This is a genomic window from Lederbergia wuyishanensis, assembly GCF_022900255.1.
GTDB classification, from domain to species: Bacteria; Bacillota; Bacilli; order Bacillales; family Bacillaceae_C; genus Lederbergia; species Lederbergia wuyishanensis.
The window spans coordinates 83,403-109,977 of record NZ_JALIRM010000003.1 but is presented as its reverse complement, the minus strand read 5'-3'; the positions used below and the strand labels follow the sequence as shown (position 1 = coordinate 109,977).

Genomic DNA, 26,575 nt, shown 5'->3' with positions numbered 1-26,575 from the left:
TCTCCCCCTTTCAATGTCCAAATGGTTTATATAATAATATTCTGGAAACGCCGATACATACGTACATGTTTTAATAGATCGGCCAGTAAAAGTGGCGATTGTGAAACTTTTCGTTTGTTAAAACGCTTACTTTAGGAGTAAATAGAAAAATTTAGTAAGTATGCCTATATTTTACGCTCCCATGTTCGTACATGTCAACCGAATTTTCGATAAATTTTGTTCCATTTTTTGTATAACCTATAATTTGTACGGACAATAAACTGTTTTTATCGACATAAAAGGGGGCAAAAGGACTAGCCCCCTTTTAATGATTAACTTTCTACAATTGACCTATGCCATACATGATTGATTTCTCTTATTCTTTTTAGATCACATTTCGGCTCACGATGATAAGTCAGTAATCCATTGATTTCCTGCTCAACATCCGTTAATTGAGTGTAGCAGTAGCCATGTAGTATTTTAGAAGCGTAGACAGCTTCCATAACACGCTTATAATCTTCTACAAACTCCTCTTCTGTTTTCACAGAAGTATACCCCCAACCAGCATCTTCCCCAACTTTGAATCCAATACCGCCGAATTCAGTCAGTAATATTGGTTCGCCTTCATGCTTAAATCCGTCTGCATAAATGTTGCGGTGGGCTGGCTGCGATTTCAATATACTTTCTTTTGTTGCTAGCGTATCTTTATAATAATTATACTTAGCCACTTCTTCTTTATTTCCATGATTATAATTGTGGATCGCACAAATATCTGTTTTCGTTAGCTCCCATCCATCATTTGAAATAACAAGTCTTGTCGTATCAAGTGAATGAATTAAATGATACATGGCAAGGGAATGATTTTGCTGCTGCTTATCATGATTTATGAATGGGACTCCCCAACTTTCATTGATCGGTACCCAAGCAACTAGTGAAGGATGATTGTAATCACGCTCAATAATTTCAATCCATTCTTTCGTGAGTCGGCTAGCCGCAGTATCGCTAAAGTATGGAGCCGCCGCACATTCTCCCCACACGAGGAATCCGAGCTTGTCTGCCCAATACATGAAACGAGGATCTTCAACTTTTTGATGTTTTCTGCAGCCATTGAAGCCCATTTCTTTTGTGAGCTCAATGTCTTTTTTCAAATCTTCGTCAGTTGGAGCCGTTAAAAGACCGTCTGGCCAATACCCTTGATCTAGTACTAATTTTTGATAATAAGGACGATTATTTAAATACACCATTCCGTTTTCGGTATGTATTTTTCTCATACCAAAATACGATTCTATTTTATCCAGTTCAAGACCATTCTCATCTAATAATCTAATTTTTATATCAAACAACTTAGGATTTTCAGGCGTCCAGTTCCATCCATGATGATGAAAGCCTGTACGGAAAATTTGTTGCTGATACAAATGAATTAAATGTTTATTGTAGGGAGCAGTAACGAGATGGGTATTGCTCGCAATTGGCTCCTCGTCCAGTGTAATTTCAAACTCCGCTCTCGTATTTTTGTAGTCTCCTGCAACATCGAATTCAATAAGGATATCTCCGTGATCTATATCTGGAGTAAAACGCAGCTTGGAAATACGCGTTTCGTTCACAGGCTCTAGCCAAACTGTTTGCCAAATTCCCGTTGTACGCGTGTACCAGATCGCCTCGGATTTTTCTTTCCAAAATTGCTTACCCCTTGGAATTGTTTCATCTGTAGATGGGTCCTCTACACGAACAACAATTTCTTCCGTTTCATGTGTTAGACATTCTGTAATATCAAAGGAAAAAGATGTATGTCCTCCTTCATGAAAACCAACAAGCTTTCCATTCACATAAACCCATGCACGATAGTCAACCGCACCAAAATGAATGATGACCGATTTGTCCCCCCATTCTTTCGGAATCGAAAAACTTCTTCTATACCATACATGGTCACAAAAGTATGGGTCATGGATTCCACTTAGTTTCGTTTGATAAGCAAAAGGAACATTAATTTTTTGATCAAACGCATCTGCCTTTTGAATCCATTTCTCTTTCACACCTACATTGTCGCGATCAAAAGCAAAATCCCACTCACCATTTAAATTTAACCAATCTTTCCGGACCAACTGCGGTCTCGGATATTCCTGCCTATAAATCATCGATGCATGCTCCTTTAACAAATAATCTTTTTTTGATGTGGGGACAGGTTCAAAGGGGACAGTCCCCATTGAACCTGTCCCCTTTGAACCCGTCCCCACTTTTTAAATCACTTCTAAATCATCTTTTCCCGGTAGGGATGGGTGCGGGATATGGGGTTCTGTTTGGTACCAAAATGCGACGGATGAAATATCATCTTTAAGAGGTAAGTACCTGCCTTCAGATCGCCATCCGAGCGCTTGGATTGTTACTTTTAAATCTTCTTCAAAGCGGATTGGATCCATTACATGCCATCTGTACATACCAAAACGCTGTTGACTTCTATATAAACCATCTGGTTTTATCACCTGATGCATTCCTAAATAAGGTGTGGAATACGTACCATATTCACCTTTCGGCTGCTCCCAATTCCAAGCACCGCCAAAATAATCTTCCGTCCCTGTTCCACAAATCGTCGGAAATTCCTCGTCGCCATCCATATAAAACTTAATTTCCCCTTCGCCCCACCAACCAGTATTATTCACTTGCCAAGCCAAATACGTACCAACATAATGTCCATGTCCTTTTATATGGTCTACTATTGTATGGACTTCCTTATACTCTAGGGGATTGCTTCTATTCCAATGAGCATGAAAATAAGCCGTATCCTCTGGAACTTCTGTCAATGTATAGTCGACTTGATAATATAAAACGGCATCCTCATTCCCGATATTTTCAACCGTGATTTTAGCTGACTTTCTGAACGGCATTTCCCAATAGCAATTCATTCCTCCCGCTGGGTTTACAGCGACAGGTAATGAATTGAGATTGGCACGCTCACACCAACCACTACAGAAAAAATCTCCAATTGGCACTTGCACAGAAGGATGTTCCTCGCCATCCCAATACATACGAATAATCAGTGTCCGCCAATGAGTAGGAAAACAAGTGAGCCAAATATGCTGTATTGCGCCTGAGTCTAGAATATCGGCCATCGTTAAAACGGTATTTTTCGGAATAATAACCGATGGTGAGACCTTCCAGCTTTGCCCTAAATCACGAGCTGCATGGGCTCCAGTTCCTTCTGTCGCCATACCGCCCTTTCCTTTTTCGCCTGTGAAATTTTCCGCACTAATCGATCTCGTTTTAGCTTTTGATAGTCTCGATAAATTACCTAAGTTCATCCCTAACCCATTGAACATATTCATTACTCCCTTACTTTACTATGATTTTCTGCTCCGTGGACGTTGGACCATCTACTTTAAGCTTTCCATTTTCAAAATAAAGGCGGTCAATATTCATTTGACGGTTCCCGCTCGGTGCGTCTGGAATTGTATGCGTATGGTAAACAATATAGAGCGTTTCATCATCAGGTCCAATCGTGACACTATTATGTCCTGGTCCTGATATGCCTTGCGAAAGATCTTTCGTTAAGATAGGATTTTCTATAGCTTTTTCAAACGGACCAAAAGGATTAGAGGCAGTTGCATATCCAACACTATAATCATGACTTGCGAAATAATTAGATGAATACATCAAATAATAGATTCCCTCGTGTTTTAACACAAAAGGTCCCTCATTCCATTGGTATTCATCATATGGTTTTTCCCAATTCGCATCCGGTTCAGTGAGAAATTGCGGCTCCCCTAATAACTCCGTAAGCTCATCATTCATTTCTTGAACGAATATTTGACTGACATGCTTTCCATTAATGATGTTTTCAGAACAATCCTTTACGTAATACAGGAAAGGCTTTCCATCATCATCTATAAAAATATGACCATCAATATATGAGCCTTCTTGTTTAATAATCTGTGTACTAATATCCGTAAAAGGACCGAGCGGCTCAGTGCTTACTGCGATGGAAATTTGCAAATGCCCGTCCAAATTACGTGCACTGTACGTCATATAAAATTTCCCATTATGCTCAACTACTTCAGGCGCCCAAAAGTCCCCTGTTGCCCATTTTTGAGGTTGATCAAAATGAACATATGCCATCCCCTTTTCTTCCCAGTCCACTAGATTAGAAGACTGCCACACTTTATAACCAAAATTAGGCTCAGAAGTGGCATACATATAATAGGTACCGTTTGTTTTTATTACAAACGGATCGCCAATACGAGTCATTCCTCCGACCGGATTCGTATAGAAAAGTGTTCTTTCCTTTTTCTCATTTAGAAAAACCAACATCATCCCCCCTATCAAAAGCAATGAACCTACGAGAATTACAATCTTTTTCATTTTTTTATCTGGGGGACAGGTTCAATGGGGACTGTCCCCATTGAACCTGTCCCCCCCTCTCCTATTCGATAGCAGCTTTACGGGAGTTAATATTGCGGATGATTTCAGGGTCAAATTTCGGTTTTCGATCATATGTGTAAAGACCATTTACTTCCTGTTCTATGTCGTATAATTGTGTGTAGCAAAATCCAAACATATAAGGGTTATCAAGTAGGACAGAAACTAACCCTTCATATCGACTTAAAAATTCTTCCTCGGATTTTGGCCGATCACCATATCCCCAGCCCTTATCATCTTTCTGGTCCGGATTCCACCAAATCCCACCGTACTCACTAACAAAATATGGCTGACCTCCATACTGTTGTCGATCTGAGAATGTCGTAAATACTTCTCCTCCCTGCTTCATCGGCTCATATCTTGCCGCAAATGTTTCAGGATTTTGATCATAATCATGTACATCATAAATATCTGTTTGAACGTGAAAGTTTCCGCTCGTATCAATGACAGGGCGAGTCGGGTCTACTTGTTTCGTCACTGTATAAACAATTCGCAGCACTTCATTATTTTGCTTTTTGCCATCCAAATCCCATGTCTCGTTGAATGGACACCAGCCAATTAATGCAGGATGATTGAAATCTCGTTCGACAACCTCAAGCCACTCTGGTAAAAATCTCTCAAGTCCCGTTGCGGTTGTAATATCTAATCCCCAATTGGCATGCTCTCCCCAAACGAGATATCCAAGTTTATCGGCCCAATAAAGGAAGCGTGGTTCAAATACTTTTTCATGCAGTCTCGCCCCGTTAAAGCCCATCTCCATGGAAAGCTCTATATCTTTCCGAAGTGCGTCATCTGAGGGAGCCGTATATATTCCATCTGGATAAAACCCTTGATCAAGGACAAGACGCTGAAAAACGGATTTATCGTTTATTTTAAAAGCCATGCCATCTAACTTTATGCTGCGAAGACCGAAATAACTTTCAACACTATCAAGCTTCTGACTATCTTTTAAAATACTAATTTCTAAATCATAAAGGTTTGGATTCCCCGGTTCCCACAAATGAATTTCAGAAAGTTCGACGGAAAGTCTTGCTTTTTGTCCAGAAACAGCTGCTTGATTATGACCAACAACTTTCCCATCGAATGAAGAAGAAACCTCTAATACAAGCTGATCATCATAATCTCCATTTAATTCCGCTTCAATATGTACTGAACGATTATCAAGATCTGGATAATATTTCAACTTAGATACATACGTTTTAGGCACGGATTCTAACCAAACCGTCTGCCAAATTCCAGTCGTTCTCGTATAATCACACCCATGAGAATAATATAAACCACTCTGTTTCCCTCTCGGTTGTAAACCAGACCTAACATCGTCCTCAGCACAAACTGTCACAATATTTTCTCCGGCTGAAATGTAGTCAGTAATATCGAATGAAAAGGAAGAGTAACCACCGCGATGCTTTCCAACCGACTTGCCATTTACCCACACTTCCGCATCGTAATCTACGGCTCCAAAATGAATCAAAACACGATTCTCTTGCCAATCTTCAGGGACCGTAAACTCCCTCTTGTACCAAACAGCAGCCATAAAATCGGTATAGCCAATTCCAGATAACTCACTCTCCGGGCAAAATGGAACGACAATTTTTTGAGAAAAATGATGTCCAGCATCAAACCATTTTCTCTGCTTCCCACTTTTTCCGTTATCCATTTCAAATTCCCAATTTCCATTTAAATTCAACCAATCAGCTCTCACCATTTGCGGCCTTGGATATTCCTGTCTAGGAATTAAAGGACTATTCACGATTGATTCACTCCATTTCATTACTGTTTTTATAGTAATATATGATAATAAACCACAAAATATATCGCTTACATTTCAGATATTACAAGATTAGTTGTAATGTTTCAAGTATTTTTGTAATGAATTTCAAAAAAAACAGTATCAAATAAATGTAAAAAGCCACAGTAGGTCACCGTGGCAAAATACTTTTATTTTATACCAGTAAAACTAATGCCTCTTACAATTTGCTTCTCAAAAATCAGGAAAGCAATAATAACTGGAATAGATGCAACTGCATTTACCGTCATTGGCAGTACGTAGTCGACCGAATAAACTGAATTAAACTGAGGAATTCCTACAGGCAATGTAAATAACTCCTCTGACATAATTGCTAAAAATGGCCATAAAAAATTATTCCACGAACCAATAAAAGTAAAAATACCAATCGCCGCTAATGCTGGCTTTGCAAGTGGAAGAACAATATTTAAATAAATTCTGACAAGTGAACAACCATCCATTTTTGCACTTTCTATTAACTCTTGTGGAACCCCATCAAAAAAACTTTTTAAAATGATAACACCTAATGGCGACGCAATACCCGGAATGATAAGACCTGTATATGTGTCTAGCAAGTCCATATCCTTAACAATTTGATACAAAGGAATAATGGTAGCCTCTCCTGGTACCATTAAGCCAGCCAAGAAGAATACATAAATGAATGTCTTATAACGAAATTGCATTTTTGATATTGCAAAGGCAGCTAGTGTCGTTACAAATAATGTTAAAGCAGTTGTAATAAGAGCCACGATCAAGCTATTCCATAACCACCTTAATACAGGGGTATCAATCAATACGTGACTATAATTTTCAAATGTATAAGGCGGGGTAAACCAACCAATCACATTTGAAACTCCGATCCCTTCCGGCTTAACAGACACAAATAACATCCAGATGATAGGAATGATGAATAAAAAGGCTGTAATTATCGATATTCCAGATAACGTATAGTGAGAAGCTGATTTCTTTTTTTTCATCTAGATGCCCCTCCTTGAATCATATTCCCTTTCAACTGAATCAAAGAAAGAATAAGTAAAATAACGAACAAAGCGTAAGATAGGGCAGCCGCATAACCTAGATTATTTTGCCTAAAGCCAACCTCGTATATATACTGAATCAATGGACGGGTAGCAGTACCTGGTCCTCCACTTGTTATCAATAAAATTTGTGCAAATACTTTATATGAAGCAAGAATTTGTAGCAGCAACACAACTCGACCAATTGGAATTAATAACGGGAGTGTAATATGTCTTAAAAGTTGTGTGCTTTTTCCTCCATCAATTCTTGCAGCTTCATACAATTCTTCGGGAATATCTTGAAGTGCCGCAAGAAACAACACCATATTAAAACCTACTGTCCACCATAGCGTAACAACAACGATGGACAACCACGCCAAATTCGAATCCCGCAACCAAAACGGTTCACTTTCAATCCCAATTAAATGTAAGGTCGTATTAATAAAACCTTGATATGGCTGCAACATGAAAATAGCAATATAGGAAATAACAGAAACAGAAAGTATGGAAGGAAGAAAAAACGTACTTCTGTAAAAGGTTTTAAATTTGGAATTCCGATTCGCCATTAGCGCTAATATTAAAGCAAGAATAACCATGGATGGCGTTGATAAAATTACGAACAACGTTGTATTCCATAAAGACTTCCAAAAGTTCTTATCCGCAATTAATTCCTTATAATGATCTAGGGCAATAAAATCCATCTTCCGAATAATGGTCCAATCGTAAAAACTCATTTCTAAACCCTTTAAAATAGGAAAAACAGTAAACACAACATAAACAAGAAAAAACGGTAGTAGAAACGGAATCGCTTTTAAGTCGTTAATTATTTTTCCTTTCACCTTTATTCCTCCAAATGTACCAACAAGCTTGAAGAGAGTCTTCAAGCTTGTCAGTGAAGTAAAAATATTATTTACTCAGCAATTCTGCAATTTCAGTCTCCATCTTATTAAACGCATCTTCTGGAGTTTCCTTTTCTGCCCAAATCGTATCAAGATTACGAATAATGATATCTTTGATTGGCCAAACCTTGTTTGATTGTTTCGGAAATACTACTTGTTGAGCAGCCTTTTCATAGTCACTTCGATATGGTAAATTTTTAAATTCCTCCGATTCCACTACTGTCGTTTTACTTGGTATGTGTCCGGCCCGTGTCCAAATTTGACCATGGTCGGCAATAAAGTTAGCAAATTGAAGAGCTGCTTGCGCCTTTTCTGTATCCTCTTTCTTTTGGACTGGAAGGAATATTGTATGGGAATCTCCCCATGTAGCCGAAGTATTATAAAGAGTTGGTAGAGGGATAACACCAAAATCTAATCCCTCTGTTTTTTCAAAAGTTCCTGTCGCCCATACTCCAGTAATTATCGTTGCAGCATTCCCAGTTTGGAATGGTTGATAAAAATCTTCCATATTCAGGGGAATGACCTTATCCTTGTAATAAAGATCCTTCATAAAGTTTGCGGCTTCAATCGCTTTAGGTTTATCGATTTGAGGTGAAGTCAAATCGTCGGACACTACATCATAGCCTCCAAGTTGATGGTAAAGTGCCCACCAAAGCCTGAAAGGATCGTCACCAGCAGTTGGGAAAGCAAAAGTTGTTAGTTTAGAATCGTTTGCTTTTAGTGTATTCATAAAATCACTAAAACCCTTGGCACCACTTTCGATTTTCGGCATCCCATTCTCGTCTAACAAACCTGCAGCATCCAAATGTTTTTTATTATAGTAAAAGACGATCGGATGTGTATCGATTGGAACAGCATAATGCTTACCATCAAAAACGGTAGCATCCAAAATATTTTTGTTATATGAATCCCAATCGAGCTTAATAGAATCCGCCAGTGGATCTAATTCAGTAGCCAAACCTTGGTCAACGATCTCCGGCAACTTTGAAGTATGGGAAATCCCGATATCCGGCCCTTTTCCAGCAGCAACAGCCGTAACTAATTTCGTATAATACTCAGCCCATTCCAGCGTAACCGTTTCTACCTCAATGTCTGATTGGGATTTATTGAATTCATTAATCATTTCTTTCATGAAGTCTCCATCCCCACCAGAAAATAAATCCCACATAACTAACTTAATCTTCCCATTAGATTTACTGCCGGAGCTGCCACTTTGGCATCCGACTAATAAAGCCAAAATCATAAGGCTAGAGAGAAATATTGACCATACCCTTTTTTTCATGTTTGCCACCTCTCTTTTTGAATAAAAGCCTTGTACTGCTTTTAACATATCTATTACAACATTACTTGTAATATTTCAGTTTTTCTGTAATAAAAAGTGACAAAAAAAGACCAATTCCTTTTGACTAGGAATTGATCTTTCTTAACAAAATGTTTATAGAGTTCTTAAAAAGGTTTGTCTTTCATAGTCCGAAGCTTTCTCTGGAGCATAGTTACTAAAAATCACTGCAAGATAGCAAGCTAAGTAAAAAGCGAACGTTTATCACAGTCTAGAAATTATTTAATTTGAGAATAATTGATTTTCATAATAATCCCTTGCTCGTAATTTCCGAATTTCGATCCGAATAGGTTAATGCCTCCTAGATTATTGGCGTCTTGTTTTACACCCAATTTCAAGGAGATAAATGGTTTTTCTTGTAGTCTTAATTCATCGATGGTAGTAGTAGAAATTTTCACACCATCAATAAAACTGCCTTCTTTATTGATTTTCCAATATTTCAATACACCAAATTGAGTATTATGCGTTTCCCACCAACTAGGCGTTAGGAAGCCTCTTTCTCCACCTAAGTCACCTGGGCTTGTCCAAAAACCTAGTTCCGTATCATTGATCCAACATGTAATGTCAGAAGGCCAATCATCATTGTGATAAGGAGCCTCCGAACACAACTCAACGGAAAAACTAAGCTCATCAACATTTGTCCCATAAGGAATTCTGTTCGGAAAATGGTATTCAATAAACCCAGACCTAAACCAAACTAGCTGCGCTTTCTTTCGATCGGGTTCAAAAAACGAACGTGGATCATCAATAATATGAATGATGCCATCTTCACTCAAAAGACCACATGTCGGTTCAATCTCACAGTTTACATACTCACCTACCTCAAGTTCATATGTAATAATATCATCCAGTAAAGGCTTTTGCTCCTCCAAATCGATAATAATTCGATCATATCTTTTGGAACTAACCTTTTGATTTCCTCTACCCGGAACAATTTCAGTAGTAATTAAGCCAGCATTTTCTAAAATTTTGATATTAGCAGCTGCGGTGGAAAAAGGTATTTTTAATAATTCGGATATATCATTTACATTTTTAGGACCACTCGTCAGTTGGCGAATGATCTCCATTCTATTTTCATTTGCTAACGCTTTTGAAACCTCAAGGGCTTCTAGCAAAGTTAATTGTAATGTTCTCAAGTGTTATTCCTCTCATTCACTCTAATGACTATTCTATTATTATTACAATTAAACTTATTTTTTTCAATCTATCCTTATTTAGAATCTACTTCAGGAACTCCAAAATTTGGTGTCCCATCTTCGCTCCAAGCAAAAACCTTCGCACGCGCATGACGATTCGGATCCCACAGCGGGTCACCTTCAATCTCTTTATAACTGCGCGCATGATATACTAGCACATCATGTTTTCCATCCTCTGAAACTGTAAAACTATTATGTCCAGGTCCATATTGACTTGTTTCTTCATTCGTTTTAAAAACAGGCTCTTTTGCCTTAGACCAAGATGCCGGATCTAATAAATCACTATCCTCATCTGCCCACAAGAGACCCATACAATAATTATAGTCCGTTGCACTTGCAGAATAAGAGATAAAGATTTTTCCATTTCTTTTTAAAACAGCAGCACCTTCATTGACTAAAAAACCAATAACTTCCCACTCAAATTCCGGTTTTGAAATCATTACTTGAGGTGAGCTTAATGTCCATTGATTTTCCATTTTAGCAATGTACAAATTGGAATTGCCTTCAATATTTGGATCTTTCTGCGCCCACACATAGTATTGCTCGCCCCTATGTTCAAATGTAGTCGCATCCAATGAAAAAGATTCCCAATCTGTTCTTACCTGTCCTTTTTCGATCCATTCCCCTTCAAGAGGATTTGCTGATTCATTTTCAAGGACATACATTCTGTGATCAAATATTTGATCCGCTCTTGCTGCAGCAAAGTGAATATACCATTTCCCATCAACAAAATGGATTTCCGGCGCCCAAATATTTGCACTCATCGGGCCACTCTCATACTTTTTCCAAACTGTAACAGGTTCTGCCTCACTTAAACCATCAAGTGTTTTCGCTCTTCTAACTTCGATTCGGTCATAAGCTGGAACGGATCCAGTGAAATAATAAAACCCGTCCGTATGCTTATATACCCAAGGGTCTGCCCGCTGTTCTACCAGAGGTTTTTTATATTTAATCAAAGTTTCCATCGTTATCACTCCACTAATCCAAATTTAAAAGTGGTGACTGAAGTGAATGCTTTGTCTTTTTCAAGTACCCAAGAAGGGAAATTTCCGTGATGAACTGCATCAGGCAATCCTTGTGTTTCTAAGCAAATACCAAGATGCTTTCGCGGCTGCACACCATATATAGGATCATCTCCTGCCAGCTGGTTAGATGTATATATGACAACGCCAACTTCATCTGTTTCAACTATCATTTGGCGACCACTATCAGAGTCTCTTAAAACAATTTCCTCGTTCCGGTTCTCGCTCAACACAAACGGATGATCATATCCACCGCCTGCAAGCTGGTTTTGTGGATGCTCTGATTCTGCACCGCTTCTAATTAAACGGCCTTGGCGGAAATCAAACGGCGTCCCGTCAACTTCGGCAAATTCTCCTGTCGGCAATAAATTTTCTTGAAGTTCAAGGTATTGGTTACTTTTTAATGTAAGCTCATGATCAAGAATATCCCGTTTTATATCACCGCTTAAATTAAAATAAGAATGATTCGTCACATTTAAAACGGTTGTTTCATCGGATATCCCATCGTATTGAATCGTGAATTCATTATCATTATTTAAGGTGTATGTAACATTCATTTTTAAATTTCCAGGATAGCCTTCCTCGCCGTCAGGGCTCATATATGAAAATTTCACACTTACTTTATCCGTATTTTCTTTCATTTCGGCATCCCAAATCACTTTGTCAAAACCTTTTAAACCACCATGAAGATGGTTATCATTTTCGTTTTTAGCTAGAGAATATGTTTTTCCGTTAAGCGTAAATTCCGCTCCGCCAATTCTTCCGGCCACTCTTCCGACAACACATCCAAAAAAGGCAGTATTATTTAAATATCCTACTAACTGATCATAGCCTAAAACAATATTTTCAGGTTCTCCATTTCGGTCTGGAGTTATGATTTTTGTAATCGTGCATCCATAATCAAGGAATGTAACTGTTACTCCATGATCATTCTCTAAAGTAAATGCATACACTGCGGTATTTTCAAATTTTCCAAATTCTTCTTTTTTTATCTTCATTGATTCTCCACCTTTCATTCTTCTATTGTCATCATAGTCTCGATGTACGTACATGTCAATTTCAAGATTCCTTTTATATTAGGGAATTTAAAAACATACAATTTCGTTTCTAAATCGTGTATAATGGGAATAATTGTACGAATAACTATTTTAAAAACGAACAACTTGAAAGCAGGGATTTTATGGGTAAGCCCGCAAAATATATGATGGTCATTGATACGATAAAGGAATGGATCGCAAACGGCGATGTAAAACCTGGTGAAAAAATATACTCTGAAAACGAACTTGCAAAGATGTTTAATGTCTCAAGGCATACGATACGTCAAGCTGTAGGTGAACTCGTCCACGAAGGACTTTTATATAGGGAACAAGGTGCTGGAACTTTTTGCACTAGCCCATCAGAATCAACAAATGTTTCTAGTCAACCCGCAGCCATTTCCGGCAAAAATATCGGAATAATCACAACCTATATTTCAGATTACATTTTCCCAGCCATCATTAGAGGAATGGAATCATATCTCACATCAAAAGGCTATTCTCTTATTATATCCAGTACAGATAATGATATCGATAAAGAAAAACAATGTCTTGAAGCGATGCTAAGCCGAAACGTTGATGGCCTCATTATTGAACCTTCCAAAAGTAGCGGCTACAATCCGAACATTCATTATTATCTTGAACTCGAACAGAAAAACATTCCTTATTTAATGATTAACCAATACTATTCACAGTTAAATCCTCCTTTTATGATTTTGGATGATGAAAAAGGTGGTTTTATCGCAACCGAACATCTAATCGAACAAGGTCACGATAAAATTATTGGGATTTTTAAAACGGACGACATGCAAGGCGTCTATCGGATGAAAGGCTTTATCCGTGCTTTCCGTGAGCATAAAATTTCATTTTTAAATGATACAATTATTTCCTATACGACGGAAGATTTGACGAATGGTCTAGAAGATAGGGTAAGAGAAGTAATTACCGATCCAAAAAGAATACCAACTGGAATTGTTTGCTATAACGACGAGATTGCCTTACGTGTAATAAACGTATTGAGGGAAGAAGGCCTAAGTGTTCCAGACGACATTTCCATTGTAGGATACGATAATTCATCATTGGCAGAAGCATCGGAAATAAAGCTAACCTCTGTCAATCATCCCAAAACCCGAATGGGACTTGACGCAGCAAAATGGATCGTTGACGCAGTAGAAAACAATGGAAAATCTGACAAAAACCATATTACGTACGAACCTGAACTCATTGTGCGTAGTTCCACAAAAGCAGTTGGAAAAAAAGAAGCATTAGGTTCGGTAAAATAGGAGCTCCTAGATCAGGAGCTCTTTTAAATTAGGCTTTTTTCTTAAACATTGTTGGTATTTGAAACTCAGCACTTAGTTATTCATTCTGCTGAGAAAAAAGCAGCGTCCTTCATAAAAACCGCTAAACTCATTTTTTAGGGGCAAAAGACGGCTTTTGGGCCTTATATAAACAATAAACATTACGGAAACAGCATAAATTGAAAAAGATCCCTTACTTTATTAAGGGACCTCCAAAAGGTTTACTTTAATTGTTTTTCGGCTAATTCACCGAGGATAGGGAGCTTATAATATTTTCCTTGGTACGCTTGATACATTAAGACAATCCACAGTATCAGCATTACTGGGGCTAATATAAGGTTCAGTATCCAGCCTATAAATGGAATAACCGTGAGCACAATATTGAGTACAAAGAATACGATCGATAACGCAATGGATTGCATCGCATGGAAACGAATGAATCTATTTTCTTTTTCAATTAATAAAAATACGATTCCACCAACAAACCAGAATAAGTAACATAATAAGCCCGCGACATTTTCTGATAATCCTGTTGAACCAGCCTTTTCATCATGTTCAGGCTCTTCCTGCCCATTTGGTTCCTCTACAATGTCTTTAAAAATCGGTTCAATATTACTTAATGTCTTTTTCTCTTCGCTCTTATCTGACATCCGCCATCCTCCTTCCGCTCGTAATCACCAATTCACTGTTATTTTATTCACGAAAAACGAGAATAGATTATATTTTCAAAAATAAAACTTACTCGAGTTTCGCGATTGGATATTAGAAATGTCATCATTCGAAAAAAGGTGCTAATTAACATATGAAATAGATTTACTAAAAATGTTTGAGCTGGAATGGGGGTCACTTGAACGGGAATAGGAGATGATTGAAAGAGAATTGTAGTACCTCAAAAGGGAATAAGGGGCATCTGAACGGGAATTGAGAGTATTATGTGAGAAAAGTCTGTTCAAAAAAACAATTGTATTCAATAGTTAGCCTCATAGGGGAATTTTCTCATCTGACATCCATTGAAATCATTTGAACGGCAATAACTGATGCTCGAAAAAGAATAAAAGGACGGGAATTATAGGTCTTATTCGAAAATAGGAACCTACTTTACCATCTAAAATCTATAGAAAAAGCCACTCCCTATCAAAATAGAGAATGGCTTTTAACTTAATTTTTCACTAAACGATCGACAAGTGCCATTACGTCGTTTTCAAGTCCTGCTATTTTTTTTGCGCTATCTTCCATCGATTCACCTTTTACAGCAAAGTAGAATTTAGCTTTTGGTTCTGTTCCGGAAGGTCTGACGCAGAACCAAGAACCGTCCGCAAGCTTAAATTTCAATACGTTTGATTTCGGCAACTCAATCGTAGTTTTCTCACCACTAACCACATCTAAACTTTCACTTGCTTCATAGTCTTCGATAGTGGCAACGGCAATTCCGTTTACTTCTATTGGTGGATCGTTTCTGAACGTTTCTAAAATCCCTGCAATTTGCTCTGCGCCATCTTTTCCTTTTAACGTGAGTGAGCGCAGTGATTCTTTATAATATCCGTATTTTTCAAATATCTCTATTAAACCATCATATAGGGATTTTCCTTGCATTTTATAATAAGCTGCCACTTCTGCAGCAAAAACTGCCGTCTGAACTGCATCTTTATCACGGACAAAATCACCGATTAAATACCCATAGCTTTCTTCATATCCAAATAAAAAGGTATGCTCTCCTGTTTCTTCAAACTCTTTAATTTTTTCACCAATGAATTTAAAGCCGGTCAATACATCCATTGTTTCAATTCCGAAACTTTCAGCGATGGCACGCCCAATTTCTGAGGTCACGATTGTTTTTATTACAACTCCATTTTGCGGTAGAGTTCCGTTAGCGCGTTTCTGCTCAAGAATATAATGCGTCATTAATGCACCAACTTGGTTACCTGTCAACACAACGTATTCGCCGCTTTGATTTTTCACAGCAACTCCTAAACGGTCCGCGTCTGGGTCCGTTCCTAACAACACATCTGCGTTTACTTCTTTACCATAACGAATTGCTAATTCAAAGGCAGCATGCTCTTCAGGATTTGGCGATGCTACAGTTGAAAAATTAGGATCCGGAAGTTCCTGCTCTTTAACTACTGTTACATTTTCGAATCCGAATGCGCTTAGTCCATCTCGTACTGGATGATTAGCCGTCCCATGCAATGGAGTAAATACGATGGCTAAATCCTTACCAATACGCTCTACTGCTTCGTCATTTAGATGGATGGATTTCATTGCTTCGATATATGCTCGATCCACCTTTTCACCAATATATGTAAGCAACCCTTTTTGTAAAAGATCTTTTTCATCTGCAACTTCAATGTTCAATTCACTTCCAGCATTTTGCACATATCGAATAATGATATCAGCTTCAAAAGGCGGAAGTTGTCCTCCATCCTCACCATACATTTTTAATCCATTGTACTCAGGAGGATTATGACTTGCCGTAATGACGACTCCAGCATATGCGTGTAAATAACGAACCGCAAAGGAAAGAACCGGAGTTGGACGCAATTGTTCGAAAACATATGCCTTAACCCCATGTTTCCCAACTGTTTTTGCTACTTCAAGTGCGAACTCTGGGGACATATGACGTGAATCATACGCAATTACAACTCCACGCGCCATTTTTTCCTCGCCTTGTTCTACCATAAAACGTGCCAAGCCTTCAGCAGCTTTTCTAACCGTATATATATTCATCCGATTGGTACCGGGACCTATTTCCCCGCGCATACCACCCGTCCCAAACTCTAATTCCTTATAAAAACTATCCTCAAGTAGCTTCTCATTCCCCTGATTAGCTACCAGTGTTTCTTTCAAATTTGTATCAAGTGCCTCAAATTCAAGCCACTCATTCATCTTTGCTTTCCAAGACATCTTGCTCGTCACTCCTTAAATTGTAAGTTCAAATCTTTTTTCTTCTATTATATCTTTTACAATATCAGCTGTTTTTTTGTTCGTCGTATCATATAAAAATTGCTCATTTGACGGTGTATCATTTTCCAACTGATTCAGTAAAAAAAGCGAACGGTCAATCATATATGTATCACCGCGATTTGTAATGCGTTCTATCAGTGTATTCTCATCCGCTCGAAGAACAACATATTTAAACGTTATTTCTAAATGGGAAAAATATGTGCAAAACCACTCTAATTCATCCTCAACCACAAAGTCAATTACGACGTTAAGCTTATGTTGTAAAAGATTTTTCGTTACGTCCACAAGATTTTTCCATGCAATCCACAACCGCTCCTCCCACGGAAGCATTGAATGATCATGGTAAAAATGCAGAAGATGATCTCCTTCTACAAGCGCACAATTCGGTACTAGCTTCGCAATTTCTCGAGAAACTGTGGACTTCCCTACTCCGCACGGCCCGGATATGATGTATATGTATTGCACTTTTTTATCTCCTTCAATGTTTACTAGACATCATTAAAAACACAATTTCTATTATACCATTAAAAATATTAGAGAAATGTCGTTTCTTGCTCTGTTTTTATTGATTGTTCGACTTTAAGAAACCTATAAATATAAAAACTCAAATTCAATTTACTGATATTTATATCTCCGGAATCATAATCTCCACTTCTTTACTAAGCTCTGAAGATATGAAAATACAATCGATTACATAACATATATAAAACAATTATTTTGAAGATGGTTATCAAAATGTATAGGATTGATTCTTCAATTAACGAAATCCCCTGAAAGTTTTGTTACATGCTGATTTAGAAAGGGTTCAACTTGAGTTAAAGAAAATCTTTATCCATGTGTATAAATTAATGGTAGATTATCCTAAAAACTTGTAGATATGATTTTCCTATAAATTGAATAGGTATTTAATAGAGTCGTTACAAAAATTGAGGAGGTAATTGATTTGATATCAGCAAGAGATGTGGAATTTTACAAAGAAAATGGGTATCTGCTCGTAAAAAATGTTTTTAATTCTCAAGAAGTAGAGAAAATGAAAAAAGCAATCGAGAACATTCTCCTAAGAGCTGCAGAGGCTAATAAAGATGCAAACCACACATGGCAAGGAGATTATATTCCTGAAGAAGAATTGAAAAAACTCGTTTTAAAAGGTTTCCATGATGTTCATTATCATGATGCTGCTTTTACAAAAGCCGTTGCACATCCTAACATGGTCTCCATCCTTTCACAGTTGATTGGTTCAAATGTGCAATTGCACCATTCCAAAATGCTTGTCAAACCTCCAGAAAAAGGCGCTGCGTTTCCAATGCATCAAGACCATCCTTATTTTCCGCATGAAAAACATACCGTTCTTGCCGCTAGTGTACATTTAGATAATGCAGATGAGCAGAACGGCTGCATCCATGTAATACCTGGCTCCCACAAAGCGGGACCAATAAAGCATATTGGCAGCTATTATTTAGATCCTAAAGAATATCCAATAGAATCAGGAGTTTCCTGCCCTGCTGAAGCGGGCGATGTGCTATTCTTCAACTATTTAACAATCCACGGTTCTAAACCAAATTCAAGTGAACGCACGCGTAGAAATGTATTATTCGAATATCGGGATCCTGCTGATTTGCCAACAAAAGACGTACATGTGAATTGGGGACAAGGATTAATGGTCTGTGGCGAAAATCCACGTTTTCGTGAATATCGTCCTGAATATCAACTCGTAAATAATTAATGGTACGAAAAAGATGCATTCCCATTAGGAGTGCATCTTTTTTCTTAGTGTTGCATCCTATTTTTTCGGCAATCCATTCGCCTCACGAACGAGTTTAAAATACTGATCTCCACGAACAACTTCAAATTCAGGTCCCAGTGATTTTACTATTTCTTCAATATCAGCTGGATTTATGGACCATGCTAACATTCCCATTGCTATAAATAGTGGTGACTCACCATTCCATTTAGAAGTTGCCTTTGCGATTTCCTCCTTCGCCTGCCCTACACTGCTTGAGGAAAGTAGGATGGATTGTGGCAATTTCCCATTTAAAATGGTGGTTTCCGTATAATTATCCCAACCAATAAACAAGCCTTTCGGATTGACATAATCGATATAATTTTGTGCCTTGAAGTCTGATAATAAAACGTCCTTACCATCAACCCGGTTTAGAGCATAAATGATGTCCATTCCAGTTTTCTTCATGTATTTCCCTGTTTGCTTTGCATACAAATGGAAAGTATCATCTGGCCAAGGTGTAGGATAAATATAACCAGCACCTGAAGGACCCGCAATCAATAAATCGTTTTCCGTAGCCGTCTGTTGATAGTAACCTAGAATGGAAGGGGCAACATCGTAGAGAAGGGGGCTTGTTGTCCAGTTAATTGGAACACTTCCTCTACGCTCATTGTCCCATAAAAATCTCATATGATGCTGGTTGTATTGCAAATTATCACCTTCACCAAGTGTAAAAGTGATATAAATTTTATTATCCAGCTTTGGAGCTTTCAACGGTTTTTGTTTCACGATTTTCCCTTTTGCACTCGAAAAAACAGTCATATTATTAAACCAATCGGCTGCAAGTACATATACTCCGTGCTTAGACGCTATTTCAGTTCCACTGAATTCACCTGCAACGTCATTTCCAAACCAGCCTAAATAAGGAGTGTTTGGTTTAACATCAGATAAAATCTTCTCAAATAACTCCTTTTCTTCCGGAATATTGGATTCAAGCCAGAATACCATCGCACGGTTAGCAATCGCATAATCTCTTAAAAAGCCATATGGCTCTTTTTGTCCTGACGCTAACGGCTTTTCATTCGAAACTGAAACCTTGAACTGATTCCACATATCAAGAGAAACAACAAGTTCTTGAGTATTCTCCGGCGCTTTAAATTCATATACAAAATAACTGCCACCGTCAGCCCATCTATGACCATCAAATCGTTCGTCTGAATTCGATCCGTCCCGATCATAAAGGTAAGGTTCTTCCCCTTCCGTTCCCGGGATAAATTGAGCAATTATTTGTCCATCCGCTTTTACTGTTACTTCATGTAAAGCCGGTCCCCATCCATCTGCCGGAAAAGCATCTTGAAAACGAAGATAAACCGCTTCTTTTCCTAAATACTCTGACAAGTTAAGGTTATACACATCACGATTAGAGCTATCTCTCAACTCTTTTGTTTCTTCAAGGATCGTTTTAAAAGATTTAAAATTATCCCCTGGAAGAGGTATATTTTTCGTTGGATCCAACCCAATTAACATACGATGTGTCGTTTTTGACCAAAGGTTATCGTACTGCCATTGATAGGCATCTAGTCCATCTTTAAACTTCCCGCGAAAATCTTCAATCACCTTCAATTTGTAAGGTTTTGCAGAAAGCTTTTCAGCTAGTTCAGGACTTGCCACAAGAGCACTTTCCAATCCTGCCAACGTAGTAGCAACATTAATTGAATCTGGAACGAGTGGATCGTATACGACTATACCTGACACTTCATTCTTATACTTCATTATGAGATCCCAAGGTTTTTCAACTATTGTATAAGGAACTTTAAAATCATTTAACCAAGTGAATTTTCCTTCACCAAATTTATCCTCATATAAATAAATCCGAGGACGTTCACGATTCACATTCCCTTGTAATGAAGCAAAAAGTATTTTCTCTTCACCAGAAGATTTTTGTATGTCAATAACATCTAGATGTTTTGGTTTTGAAAATGTAGGTAGTGCCTGATCGGCTGGCCATTTGACTTTACCTTCTGAATTTAGACTCTGTGCGTAAATAGTACTTCCTGAAAACACTAAAAACAACGTTAAACTTATCAAAAATATTTTACGGATCATTTTATCCTCCTTCATTCTGACTAGTTTAGTAACTGGAAGACTTTATAACGCTGTCTTTTTCTTATTGATAAAAATGTAAGTAGCACCTCCCCTTAAAAACTGCCTAATTATATATCAAGGAATTATAAAATCCCTTTGATACAGAAAATTATTCTATTATTTTTACTATTATGGACTAACAAATGAAGGCGCTTTAATTTTTGGTAAATTTAATTTATGTAGGAAAATTAGTTGAGGATTTTAAATGCATTATATAATATATCATTATATCATTAAGGTAATATATGTCAATAAAAAAAGCCCCTTCATTAAGATGGGCTAGATTAAAAATTCTTATTAACAGGGCCAGTTGTTTCCTTTACGACAAGCTTAGGAGAGATACTTTTCTTCTCAAAGGAAGGAACATTACTTTTTCTTCGTTCCTCAAGTATTTGTACGAGTATGTTCGCAGCTTCTTTCCCTATAGTTTGTTCGGATTGAAATATATGAGTATACGTACCAAAATCATCATCGAATGAAGGATTGTCAAAGGTTACGATAGAAATATCTTCAGGAATATTTAAAGAGAAGTTTTTTGCAAATTTCGCAATATGAACGCCCAACTTGGCATTCAAAGCAATGTAGGCAGTTGCTTTTCGATTACGAATAAACTGATTCAATAGGTTTTGATCATTCGATTCTCCCTGCTTGATAGCTAGATCCGTCAGAATAAAACTTGGATTAATCATCGCATCCCGTTCTTTGAGTGCATCCATATATCCCTTTATTCTATCTTCCACAGTAATTGTTGGAAGGATGGAATCAGAACAAATGGCAATATTTCGATGACCCATATCCCATAAATGTTCTACAGCTAACTTTGCCCCATCAATATTATTTGATATCACATAATTCGTTTCTACCCCAGGTAAATAACGATCCATTAATACAAAAGGAAAGTTTCTAACTTTTAATTCCAATATATCTTCATTATATATTTCAGCGTCCACTGGAAAAATTAACAATCCTACTGCGTTCAATTTCAATAACTCTCTAATTGCCTCACGTTCTTTTTCTCTAGAATTATGACTAAGAATAATTGTAAGAATATATTCTGTTTCATTTAAGACTTCGTTTATTCCAGCTAATAAACGAATAGCAAAGTAATCTTCAATAGACGGCATAATTAAACCAATTATTTTGCGCTCACTATGCACCTGATTATGGGAAGTTATTTCCTCAAAAGGAACTGAGGTTTTGTCGGCCAAAATTTCTACTTTTTCTTTATAGTTTTTTACACCTTCCTGAACAAAACTTCCTTTTCCGGGAATTCGATAAATCAAACCCTCATTTACTAACTCGGCTAGCGCATTAGTAACTGTTATTCGGCTTACATTAAATTTTTCCATGATCTCTTTCTCAGTTGGAATCTGTTCATGAGGAGCCAACTGATTCGAGGAAATTTGATTTTTAAAGTAATCCTGTATCTGCAAGTAAAGTGGTTCTCTTGTACCAGATGACATCATCAAAACTCCCATTTTTTATTACATTATATCAAATATGTCATTCGGCAAACAAGAAATATCGAATATCCATAAGTCAAAAGTAACATTTCTAAAATAATAATACCTTAATATACCCGCCAAATTTACTAATTGAATTAAGATATTTCTAAAAGTAAGGCATTTTTGAAGCAATATTATTCTCTTAAAAAATATTACTTCTAATATGATTCCAAATTAAGCAAAAAACCCGAATTCAATTAGAATTCGGGCTTTCCTCATTCGATTATACCTCCGGAATCTCAATCTCCACTTCTCTACCAAGCTCAGAAGATCTTAAAATACCATCAATGATTGCTTGGTTGATTAAAATTTCTTCACCCGGGATTGGAGCTGATTTTCCTTCCTTAATCGCTACGACAAAGTCACGGACTTTTTCATAGAAAATATTTAAGTTATGTTGTTGTACTGGGATTGGACTTTCTGTGTGATGCCCTTGGATGTCGTGGAATAAAGTAATAGAGCCAATTCCACCATCCCAGACGCCACTCCACGGACCGCTTCCGGCTGGTGTTAGTTTCAACCCGGCATCCGTTCCTAGGAATAGAGTTGGCCCCAAGGAATCCATGTGCATCGCCCATGAAATTTTAAAGTTAAGAACCTTTCCGCCCTCTAGTCGTACAAGTGCAACTCCGAAGTCTTCTACTTCAAATCTTTCAGCTTGTGGATGGTATGTAGGGCTTGTTCCGAAATGGTTTGACGTAAACGCCGATACGCTTAATGGTTTTGGATAACCTAAAGCATTCAAAGCTAAATCCAGTGAGTAGCAACCAATATCCGCCATCGCACCAGCACCAGCTAGTTCCTTATTAATGAACGTTCCGCCCGGCATTCCTCGTCTGCGTCCGCCACCTGTTTGTACATAATATACGTTTCCAAGCTGACCTGATTGAACAATTTGTTTTACAGCTTGCATATTAGGATCATACCTTGGTTGGAATCCGACAGTTAATATTTTGTCTGCCTTTTTCCCTGCTTGTACCATTTCAACACCTTGCTCTAACGTTACAGCAAGCGGTTTTTCCACTAATACGTGTTTTCCGGCGTTCAATGCATCAACACTCGTCCGATGATGCGCCACGTTCGGAGTACATACACTTACACCATCAAGATCTAATTCCAATAACTCTAAATGACTATCAAATGCCTTTGCATCTGTAAGGCCAAGCCTTTCGATAAACTCAGCCGCTTTTCCTTGGATGACATCTGCCACTGCAATAATTTCGACTTCTGGCATTTGCATATAGGACCTAGCATGAGCTTGAGCAATTCCACCGCTACCGATAATTCCGATTCTTACTTTATTAGTAGTAATTATATTAATCAACCACCCTTTTACTAAAATTTAAACTTATAAATCATACTATATTACCTTTTAATGCTATTACTTCAGAAATACCCTAAACAACTTAATTTGTAGTTTCAACTGCCATCGGGTTATACCCGGATGCCTCATATATCATTTCCGTAAGGGTAACAACTTGTTTGGCAAAATGTCCTGGAACTTTAACCTCATGCTTTCCAAGAATAGCATCGAAAAAGCTTTTATCCTGGTTTGTTGTCTTTTCTGGAAGTTTCGGCGTGATTGGTTCCTCTCTTAATCTATGAAGAGTAATCTTTCCATTATCATAGAAGATTCCACCCTTATCACCACAGAATGCATACGTCTCATGCCAAATTGGAGCATAACCAACAATGTTCAACGCAGCAATTACATTGTTTTCAAAACGTATTGCCGTAAAAGAGTCTAACTCAACAGTTGAATTATGTTTTTCTAGTTGAGCTTTTACGTCCAACGGTTTTAGTCCAGTTGTCCATAAAAGTACATCGCAAATATGACTGCCCGAATCCATTAACATCCCACCACCTGATAAAGCAGGATTTTTACGCCATACATTATTCGGTCCATGTCCCCATTGTTGATACAAGGATGCAGTCACAGAAGTTAATTTTCCAATTTCTCCATTTGCTATCGCATCACGTATATAAATAAATTCAGGGTCAAAATGTCGTTGATACGATACCTGTAAAACCCTTCCTAACTTTTCCGCTGTTTCAATTAATTCCTCGGCTTCTTTCTTACTGCATGCCATTGGTTTTTCTATCAATACATGGCAGCCGTGATTCATAACATCCATCGCTTGCTCAAAATGCAGGGTATGAGGGGAACAAATGATGACTGCATCTAGTTGGACATTATTAAGCATGTCATTATGATTAATAAATTCTTTTGCTCCATCCAATTGATACTTTGAGATAAATTTTCCTCTGCTCTCAGCATTTGGATCTGTAACTGCAACAATATCTACATAATCAAGCTCTGCAATATGATCTCCATGCAAATTTGAGATTCCACCGGTACCAATCATACCAACACGAATATTATCCATATTCTCCCCCACTCCTCATTCCAGTTTATTTTCCTACCTTAAAAATACATATTATCTTAATCAACTATTAATGAATGTTATCTAGTAAAATCCATTGAAGTTTTATTTAAAATATAAAGCCAAGTGGTCTTTCGCCTTAATGATTCCCCTTTGTTCAGCTTCCAAAGACCCCCAAAAACGATGATCTTCCAGTTCAATGCTGATAGGCCCTTTGTATCCTAATTTATCTAAACGAACAGCTACTTTATCCCATTTTACTTCTCCATGTCCTGGGATCGTGTAGCGCCATGCACCTTCTGAAAAATCATATGTAACCCCAAATGTAGCAGGTAAAGTACCGTATTCATATAGTTCATCTTCTAAGATTTCAGTATCTTTTCCATGGCAATAATTAACTCTATCACCAAACTCAGCTAAAACCCGCAGATGGTCAATACCTAGACGCACCAAATGAGAAGGATCATAATTCATACCAAAGTGTTTCGAAGGTATATGATTAAACATGGCCCTTAGTGTTTCCGGTGTACATCCAAGTGCGGGATATTGCGGACCTGGTCCTGGCCATCCTTCCAATGCCATATAAAGTCCATTTTTTTCAGCTTGGCTGACCACTTCAGGGAATGTCTCTTTCCATATTGAAAAACTTTTCTCACGAGATTGATTAATGTCCTCAGGGAGAAGAACCATAAATAAAACTTTTCCACCCAGTTCCGCTACTTCTGACATCTGAGCACTTATTGAATTGATTGCATCCGCACGACGGGATTCATCTTCGCTTAGTAAAGCAGATGTATTTTTCAAATCCACTGAACCAACTTCTAATCCCGCATTATTTAAGGCTGTTTTTATTTCCTTGTTATAAAAAGGTACATCAATTACATTTAATCCTACGCTAGCAGCCCAATCGGCTATTTTTTCCATACCAAGTTTCCCAATATGAGGCGGGATACGCATTCCTATAGGAGATACCATTTAACAATTCCTCCAAACTTATAAAATAATTTTCTAGATTAGTATTCTATAAAACTATTTGTTACTTTATTCCGCTAAATGTAATACCTTGAATAAATGTTCTCTGCATAAAGAAGAACATAACAATAATTGGTAGTGTCATCATCGTAGAAACTGCCATCATTAAGCCCCATTCAGTACCTTTTTGGTTTTGGAATTGTTGAAGACCTAATGACATCGTGTATTGATGTTCATCAGTTAAATAGAGCAACGGTCCAAGGAAATCTGTCCAGGCTCCCATAAATTGAAATAATCCGATAGCTAGTATTGCTGGCCTTGCTAGTGGCACCATGATTTGCCAATAGATTCTAAATTCTCCTGCTCCATCAATTTTAGCTGCATCTCTTAATGTATCAGGCAATCCCATGAAAAATTGTCTCATTAAGAAAATAGAAAATGGAACGCCAAAAAATGCCGGAACAATGAGTGGTAGTGGTGTTCCTACCCATCCCATTTTATTGAATATTAAAAATAGCGGAATCATTGTTACTTGACCAGGGATCATCATGACTGCGATCGTGACAACAAACAAGACATTTCGACCTTTCCAGCGCAGCTTGGCAAAACTATATGCCACAAGTGGGCAAGTAAGCACTACGCCCAGTGTACTGATTACCGTTATGACAACCGTATTTTTCAAGTACGTAAAGAATGGAATATATTCCGTCGCCCTTACATAGTTATCCCACTGAAAAGGTCTCGGAATCCATTCGGGCGGAAAAGTAAATATTTGCGTTAACGGTTTTAAAGAAGTTGAAACCAACCATACAAATGGAATGACAAAGAAAATCGATGCCACAATTAACACAAGATGTGCAATGGTTATTTGGAATTTCTTTTTAACACCTGCTTGCATATATATAC

Annotated in this window: 21 protein-coding genes; 2 read left to right on the top strand and 19 right to left on the bottom strand. The window is 37.7% G+C overall.

What is annotated here, in order from left to right:
- Positions 1 to 311 precede the first annotated feature (311 nt).
- The 10 genes from MT489_RS08465 to MT489_RS08420 form a co-directional block, all read right to left on the bottom strand.
- The gene (locus tag MT489_RS08465; RefSeq protein WP_307416219.1) at positions 312 to 2,183 is read right to left on the bottom strand and encodes a glycoside hydrolase family 2 protein; all 1,872 of its coding nucleotides are present in this window, start codon (positions 2,181 to 2,183) and stop codon (positions 312 to 314) included.
- Between the two features lie 33 nt (positions 2,184 to 2,216).
- Complete coding sequence (locus MT489_RS08460) at positions 2,217 to 3,293, bottom strand: glycoside hydrolase family 172 protein (RefSeq protein ID WP_307416220.1); 1,077 nt, start codon at positions 3,291 to 3,293, stop codon at positions 2,217 to 2,219.
- Between the two features lie 13 nt (positions 3,294 to 3,306).
- The gene (locus tag MT489_RS08455; protein ID WP_244681096.1) at positions 3,307 to 4,278 is read right to left on the bottom strand and encodes a glycoside hydrolase family 43 protein; all 972 of its coding nucleotides are present in this window, start codon (positions 4,276 to 4,278) and stop codon (positions 3,307 to 3,309) included.
- A gap of 115 nt (positions 4,279 to 4,393) precedes the next feature.
- Positions 4,394 to 6,094, bottom strand: coding sequence for a glycoside hydrolase family 2 protein (locus MT489_RS08450; RefSeq protein WP_244681133.1), 1,701 nt, complete (start codon positions 6,092 to 6,094; stop codon positions 4,394 to 4,396).
- Between the two features lie 233 nt (positions 6,095 to 6,327).
- Positions 6,328 to 7,152 carry a carbohydrate ABC transporter permease gene (locus tag MT489_RS08445; protein WP_244681095.1) on the bottom strand — a complete coding sequence of 275 codons (825 nt, stop codon included), beginning with the start codon at positions 7,150 to 7,152 and terminating at the stop codon, positions 6,328 to 6,330.
- A complete protein-coding gene (locus MT489_RS08440; protein ID WP_244681094.1) occupies positions 7,149 to 8,030 on the bottom strand; it encodes a carbohydrate ABC transporter permease in 882 nt (293 codons plus the stop codon). The genes MT489_RS08445 and MT489_RS08440 overlap by 4 nt, the downstream gene beginning before the upstream one ends.
- A gap of 67 nt (positions 8,031 to 8,097) precedes the next feature.
- The gene (locus tag MT489_RS08435; RefSeq protein WP_244681093.1) at positions 8,098 to 9,372 is read right to left on the bottom strand and encodes an ABC transporter substrate-binding protein; all 1,275 of its coding nucleotides are present in this window, start codon (positions 9,370 to 9,372) and stop codon (positions 8,098 to 8,100) included.
- A gap of 275 nt (positions 9,373 to 9,647) precedes the next feature.
- Positions 9,648 to 10,565 (bottom strand): ArsR/SmtB family transcription factor, encoded by a 918-nt coding sequence (locus MT489_RS08430; protein ID WP_244681092.1) that lies wholly within the window; start codon positions 10,563 to 10,565, stop codon positions 9,648 to 9,650.
- Between the two features lie 74 nt (positions 10,566 to 10,639).
- Positions 10,640 to 11,590 carry a glycoside hydrolase family 43 protein gene (locus MT489_RS08425; protein ID WP_244681091.1) on the bottom strand — a complete coding sequence of 317 codons (951 nt, stop codon included), beginning with the start codon at positions 11,588 to 11,590 and terminating at the stop codon, positions 10,640 to 10,642.
- Between the two features lie 5 nt (positions 11,591 to 11,595).
- Positions 11,596 to 12,645: an aldose epimerase family protein gene (locus MT489_RS08420; protein WP_244681090.1), complete on the bottom strand. Its 1,050-nt coding sequence runs from the start codon at positions 12,643 to 12,645 to the stop codon at positions 11,596 to 11,598.
- A gap of 182 nt (positions 12,646 to 12,827) precedes the next feature.
- Between MT489_RS08420 and MT489_RS08415 the strand changes: the two genes are divergently transcribed.
- Positions 12,828 to 13,964: a GntR family transcriptional regulator gene (locus tag MT489_RS08415; RefSeq protein ID WP_244681089.1), complete on the top strand. Its 1,137-nt coding sequence runs from the start codon at positions 12,828 to 12,830 to the stop codon at positions 13,962 to 13,964.
- A gap of 239 nt (positions 13,965 to 14,203) precedes the next feature.
- Here the strand turns inward: MT489_RS08415 and MT489_RS08410 are convergent, their stop codons facing one another.
- The 3 genes from MT489_RS08410 to MT489_RS08400 all read right to left on the bottom strand — a co-directional run bounded on the left by MT489_RS08410 (position 14,204) and on the right by MT489_RS08400 (position 17,408).
- Positions 14,204 to 14,632, bottom strand: a complete 429-nt coding sequence (locus MT489_RS08410) for a DUF4870 domain-containing protein (protein WP_280518551.1) — start codon at positions 14,630 to 14,632, stop codon at positions 14,204 to 14,206.
- Between the two features lie 508 nt (positions 14,633 to 15,140).
- Entirely contained in the window at positions 15,141 to 16,883 is a 1,743-nt protein-coding gene (locus MT489_RS08405; protein WP_244681088.1) for a phospho-sugar mutase, read from the bottom strand.
- 15 nt (positions 16,884 to 16,898) lie between these two features.
- Entirely contained in the window at positions 16,899 to 17,408 is a 510-nt protein-coding gene (locus MT489_RS08400) for a P-loop nucleotide/nucleoside kinase family protein (protein WP_244681087.1), read from the bottom strand.
- Positions 17,409 to 17,886: 478 nt separating this feature from the next.
- Between MT489_RS08400 and MT489_RS08395 the strand changes: the two genes are divergently transcribed.
- Positions 17,887 to 18,666, top strand: coding sequence for a phytanoyl-CoA dioxygenase family protein (locus MT489_RS08395; RefSeq protein WP_244681086.1), 780 nt, complete (start codon positions 17,887 to 17,889; stop codon positions 18,664 to 18,666).
- Positions 18,667 to 18,723: 57 nt separating this feature from the next.
- Here the strand turns inward: MT489_RS08395 and MT489_RS08390 are convergent, their stop codons facing one another.
- From MT489_RS08390 to MT489_RS08365, 6 genes are all read right to left on the bottom strand, one after another.
- Positions 18,724 to 20,769, bottom strand: a complete 2,046-nt coding sequence (locus tag MT489_RS08390) for a GxGYxYP domain-containing protein (RefSeq protein WP_244681085.1) — start codon at positions 20,767 to 20,769, stop codon at positions 18,724 to 18,726.
- Between the two features lie 323 nt (positions 20,770 to 21,092).
- Positions 21,093 to 22,271, bottom strand: coding sequence for a GntR family transcriptional regulator (locus tag MT489_RS08385; protein ID WP_244681084.1), 1,179 nt, complete (start codon positions 22,269 to 22,271; stop codon positions 21,093 to 21,095).
- A 265-nt stretch (positions 22,272 to 22,536) separates the two neighbouring features.
- Positions 22,537 to 23,637 (bottom strand): Gfo/Idh/MocA family protein, encoded by a 1,101-nt coding sequence (locus tag MT489_RS08380; protein WP_244681083.1) that lies wholly within the window; start codon positions 23,635 to 23,637, stop codon positions 22,537 to 22,539.
- Positions 23,638 to 23,719: 82 nt separating this feature from the next.
- The gene (locus tag MT489_RS08375) at positions 23,720 to 24,700 is read right to left on the bottom strand and encodes a Gfo/Idh/MocA family protein (protein ID WP_244681082.1); all 981 of its coding nucleotides are present in this window, start codon (positions 24,698 to 24,700) and stop codon (positions 23,720 to 23,722) included.
- A 102-nt stretch (positions 24,701 to 24,802) separates the two neighbouring features.
- Positions 24,803 to 25,672, bottom strand: a complete 870-nt coding sequence (locus tag MT489_RS08370) for a sugar phosphate isomerase/epimerase family protein (RefSeq protein WP_244681081.1) — start codon at positions 25,670 to 25,672, stop codon at positions 24,803 to 24,805.
- Positions 25,673 to 25,733: 61 nt separating this feature from the next.
- A complete protein-coding gene (locus MT489_RS08365) occupies positions 25,734 to 26,567 on the bottom strand; it encodes a carbohydrate ABC transporter permease (RefSeq protein ID WP_244681080.1) in 834 nt (277 codons plus the stop codon).
- Positions 26,568 to 26,575: the final 8 nt, after the last annotated feature.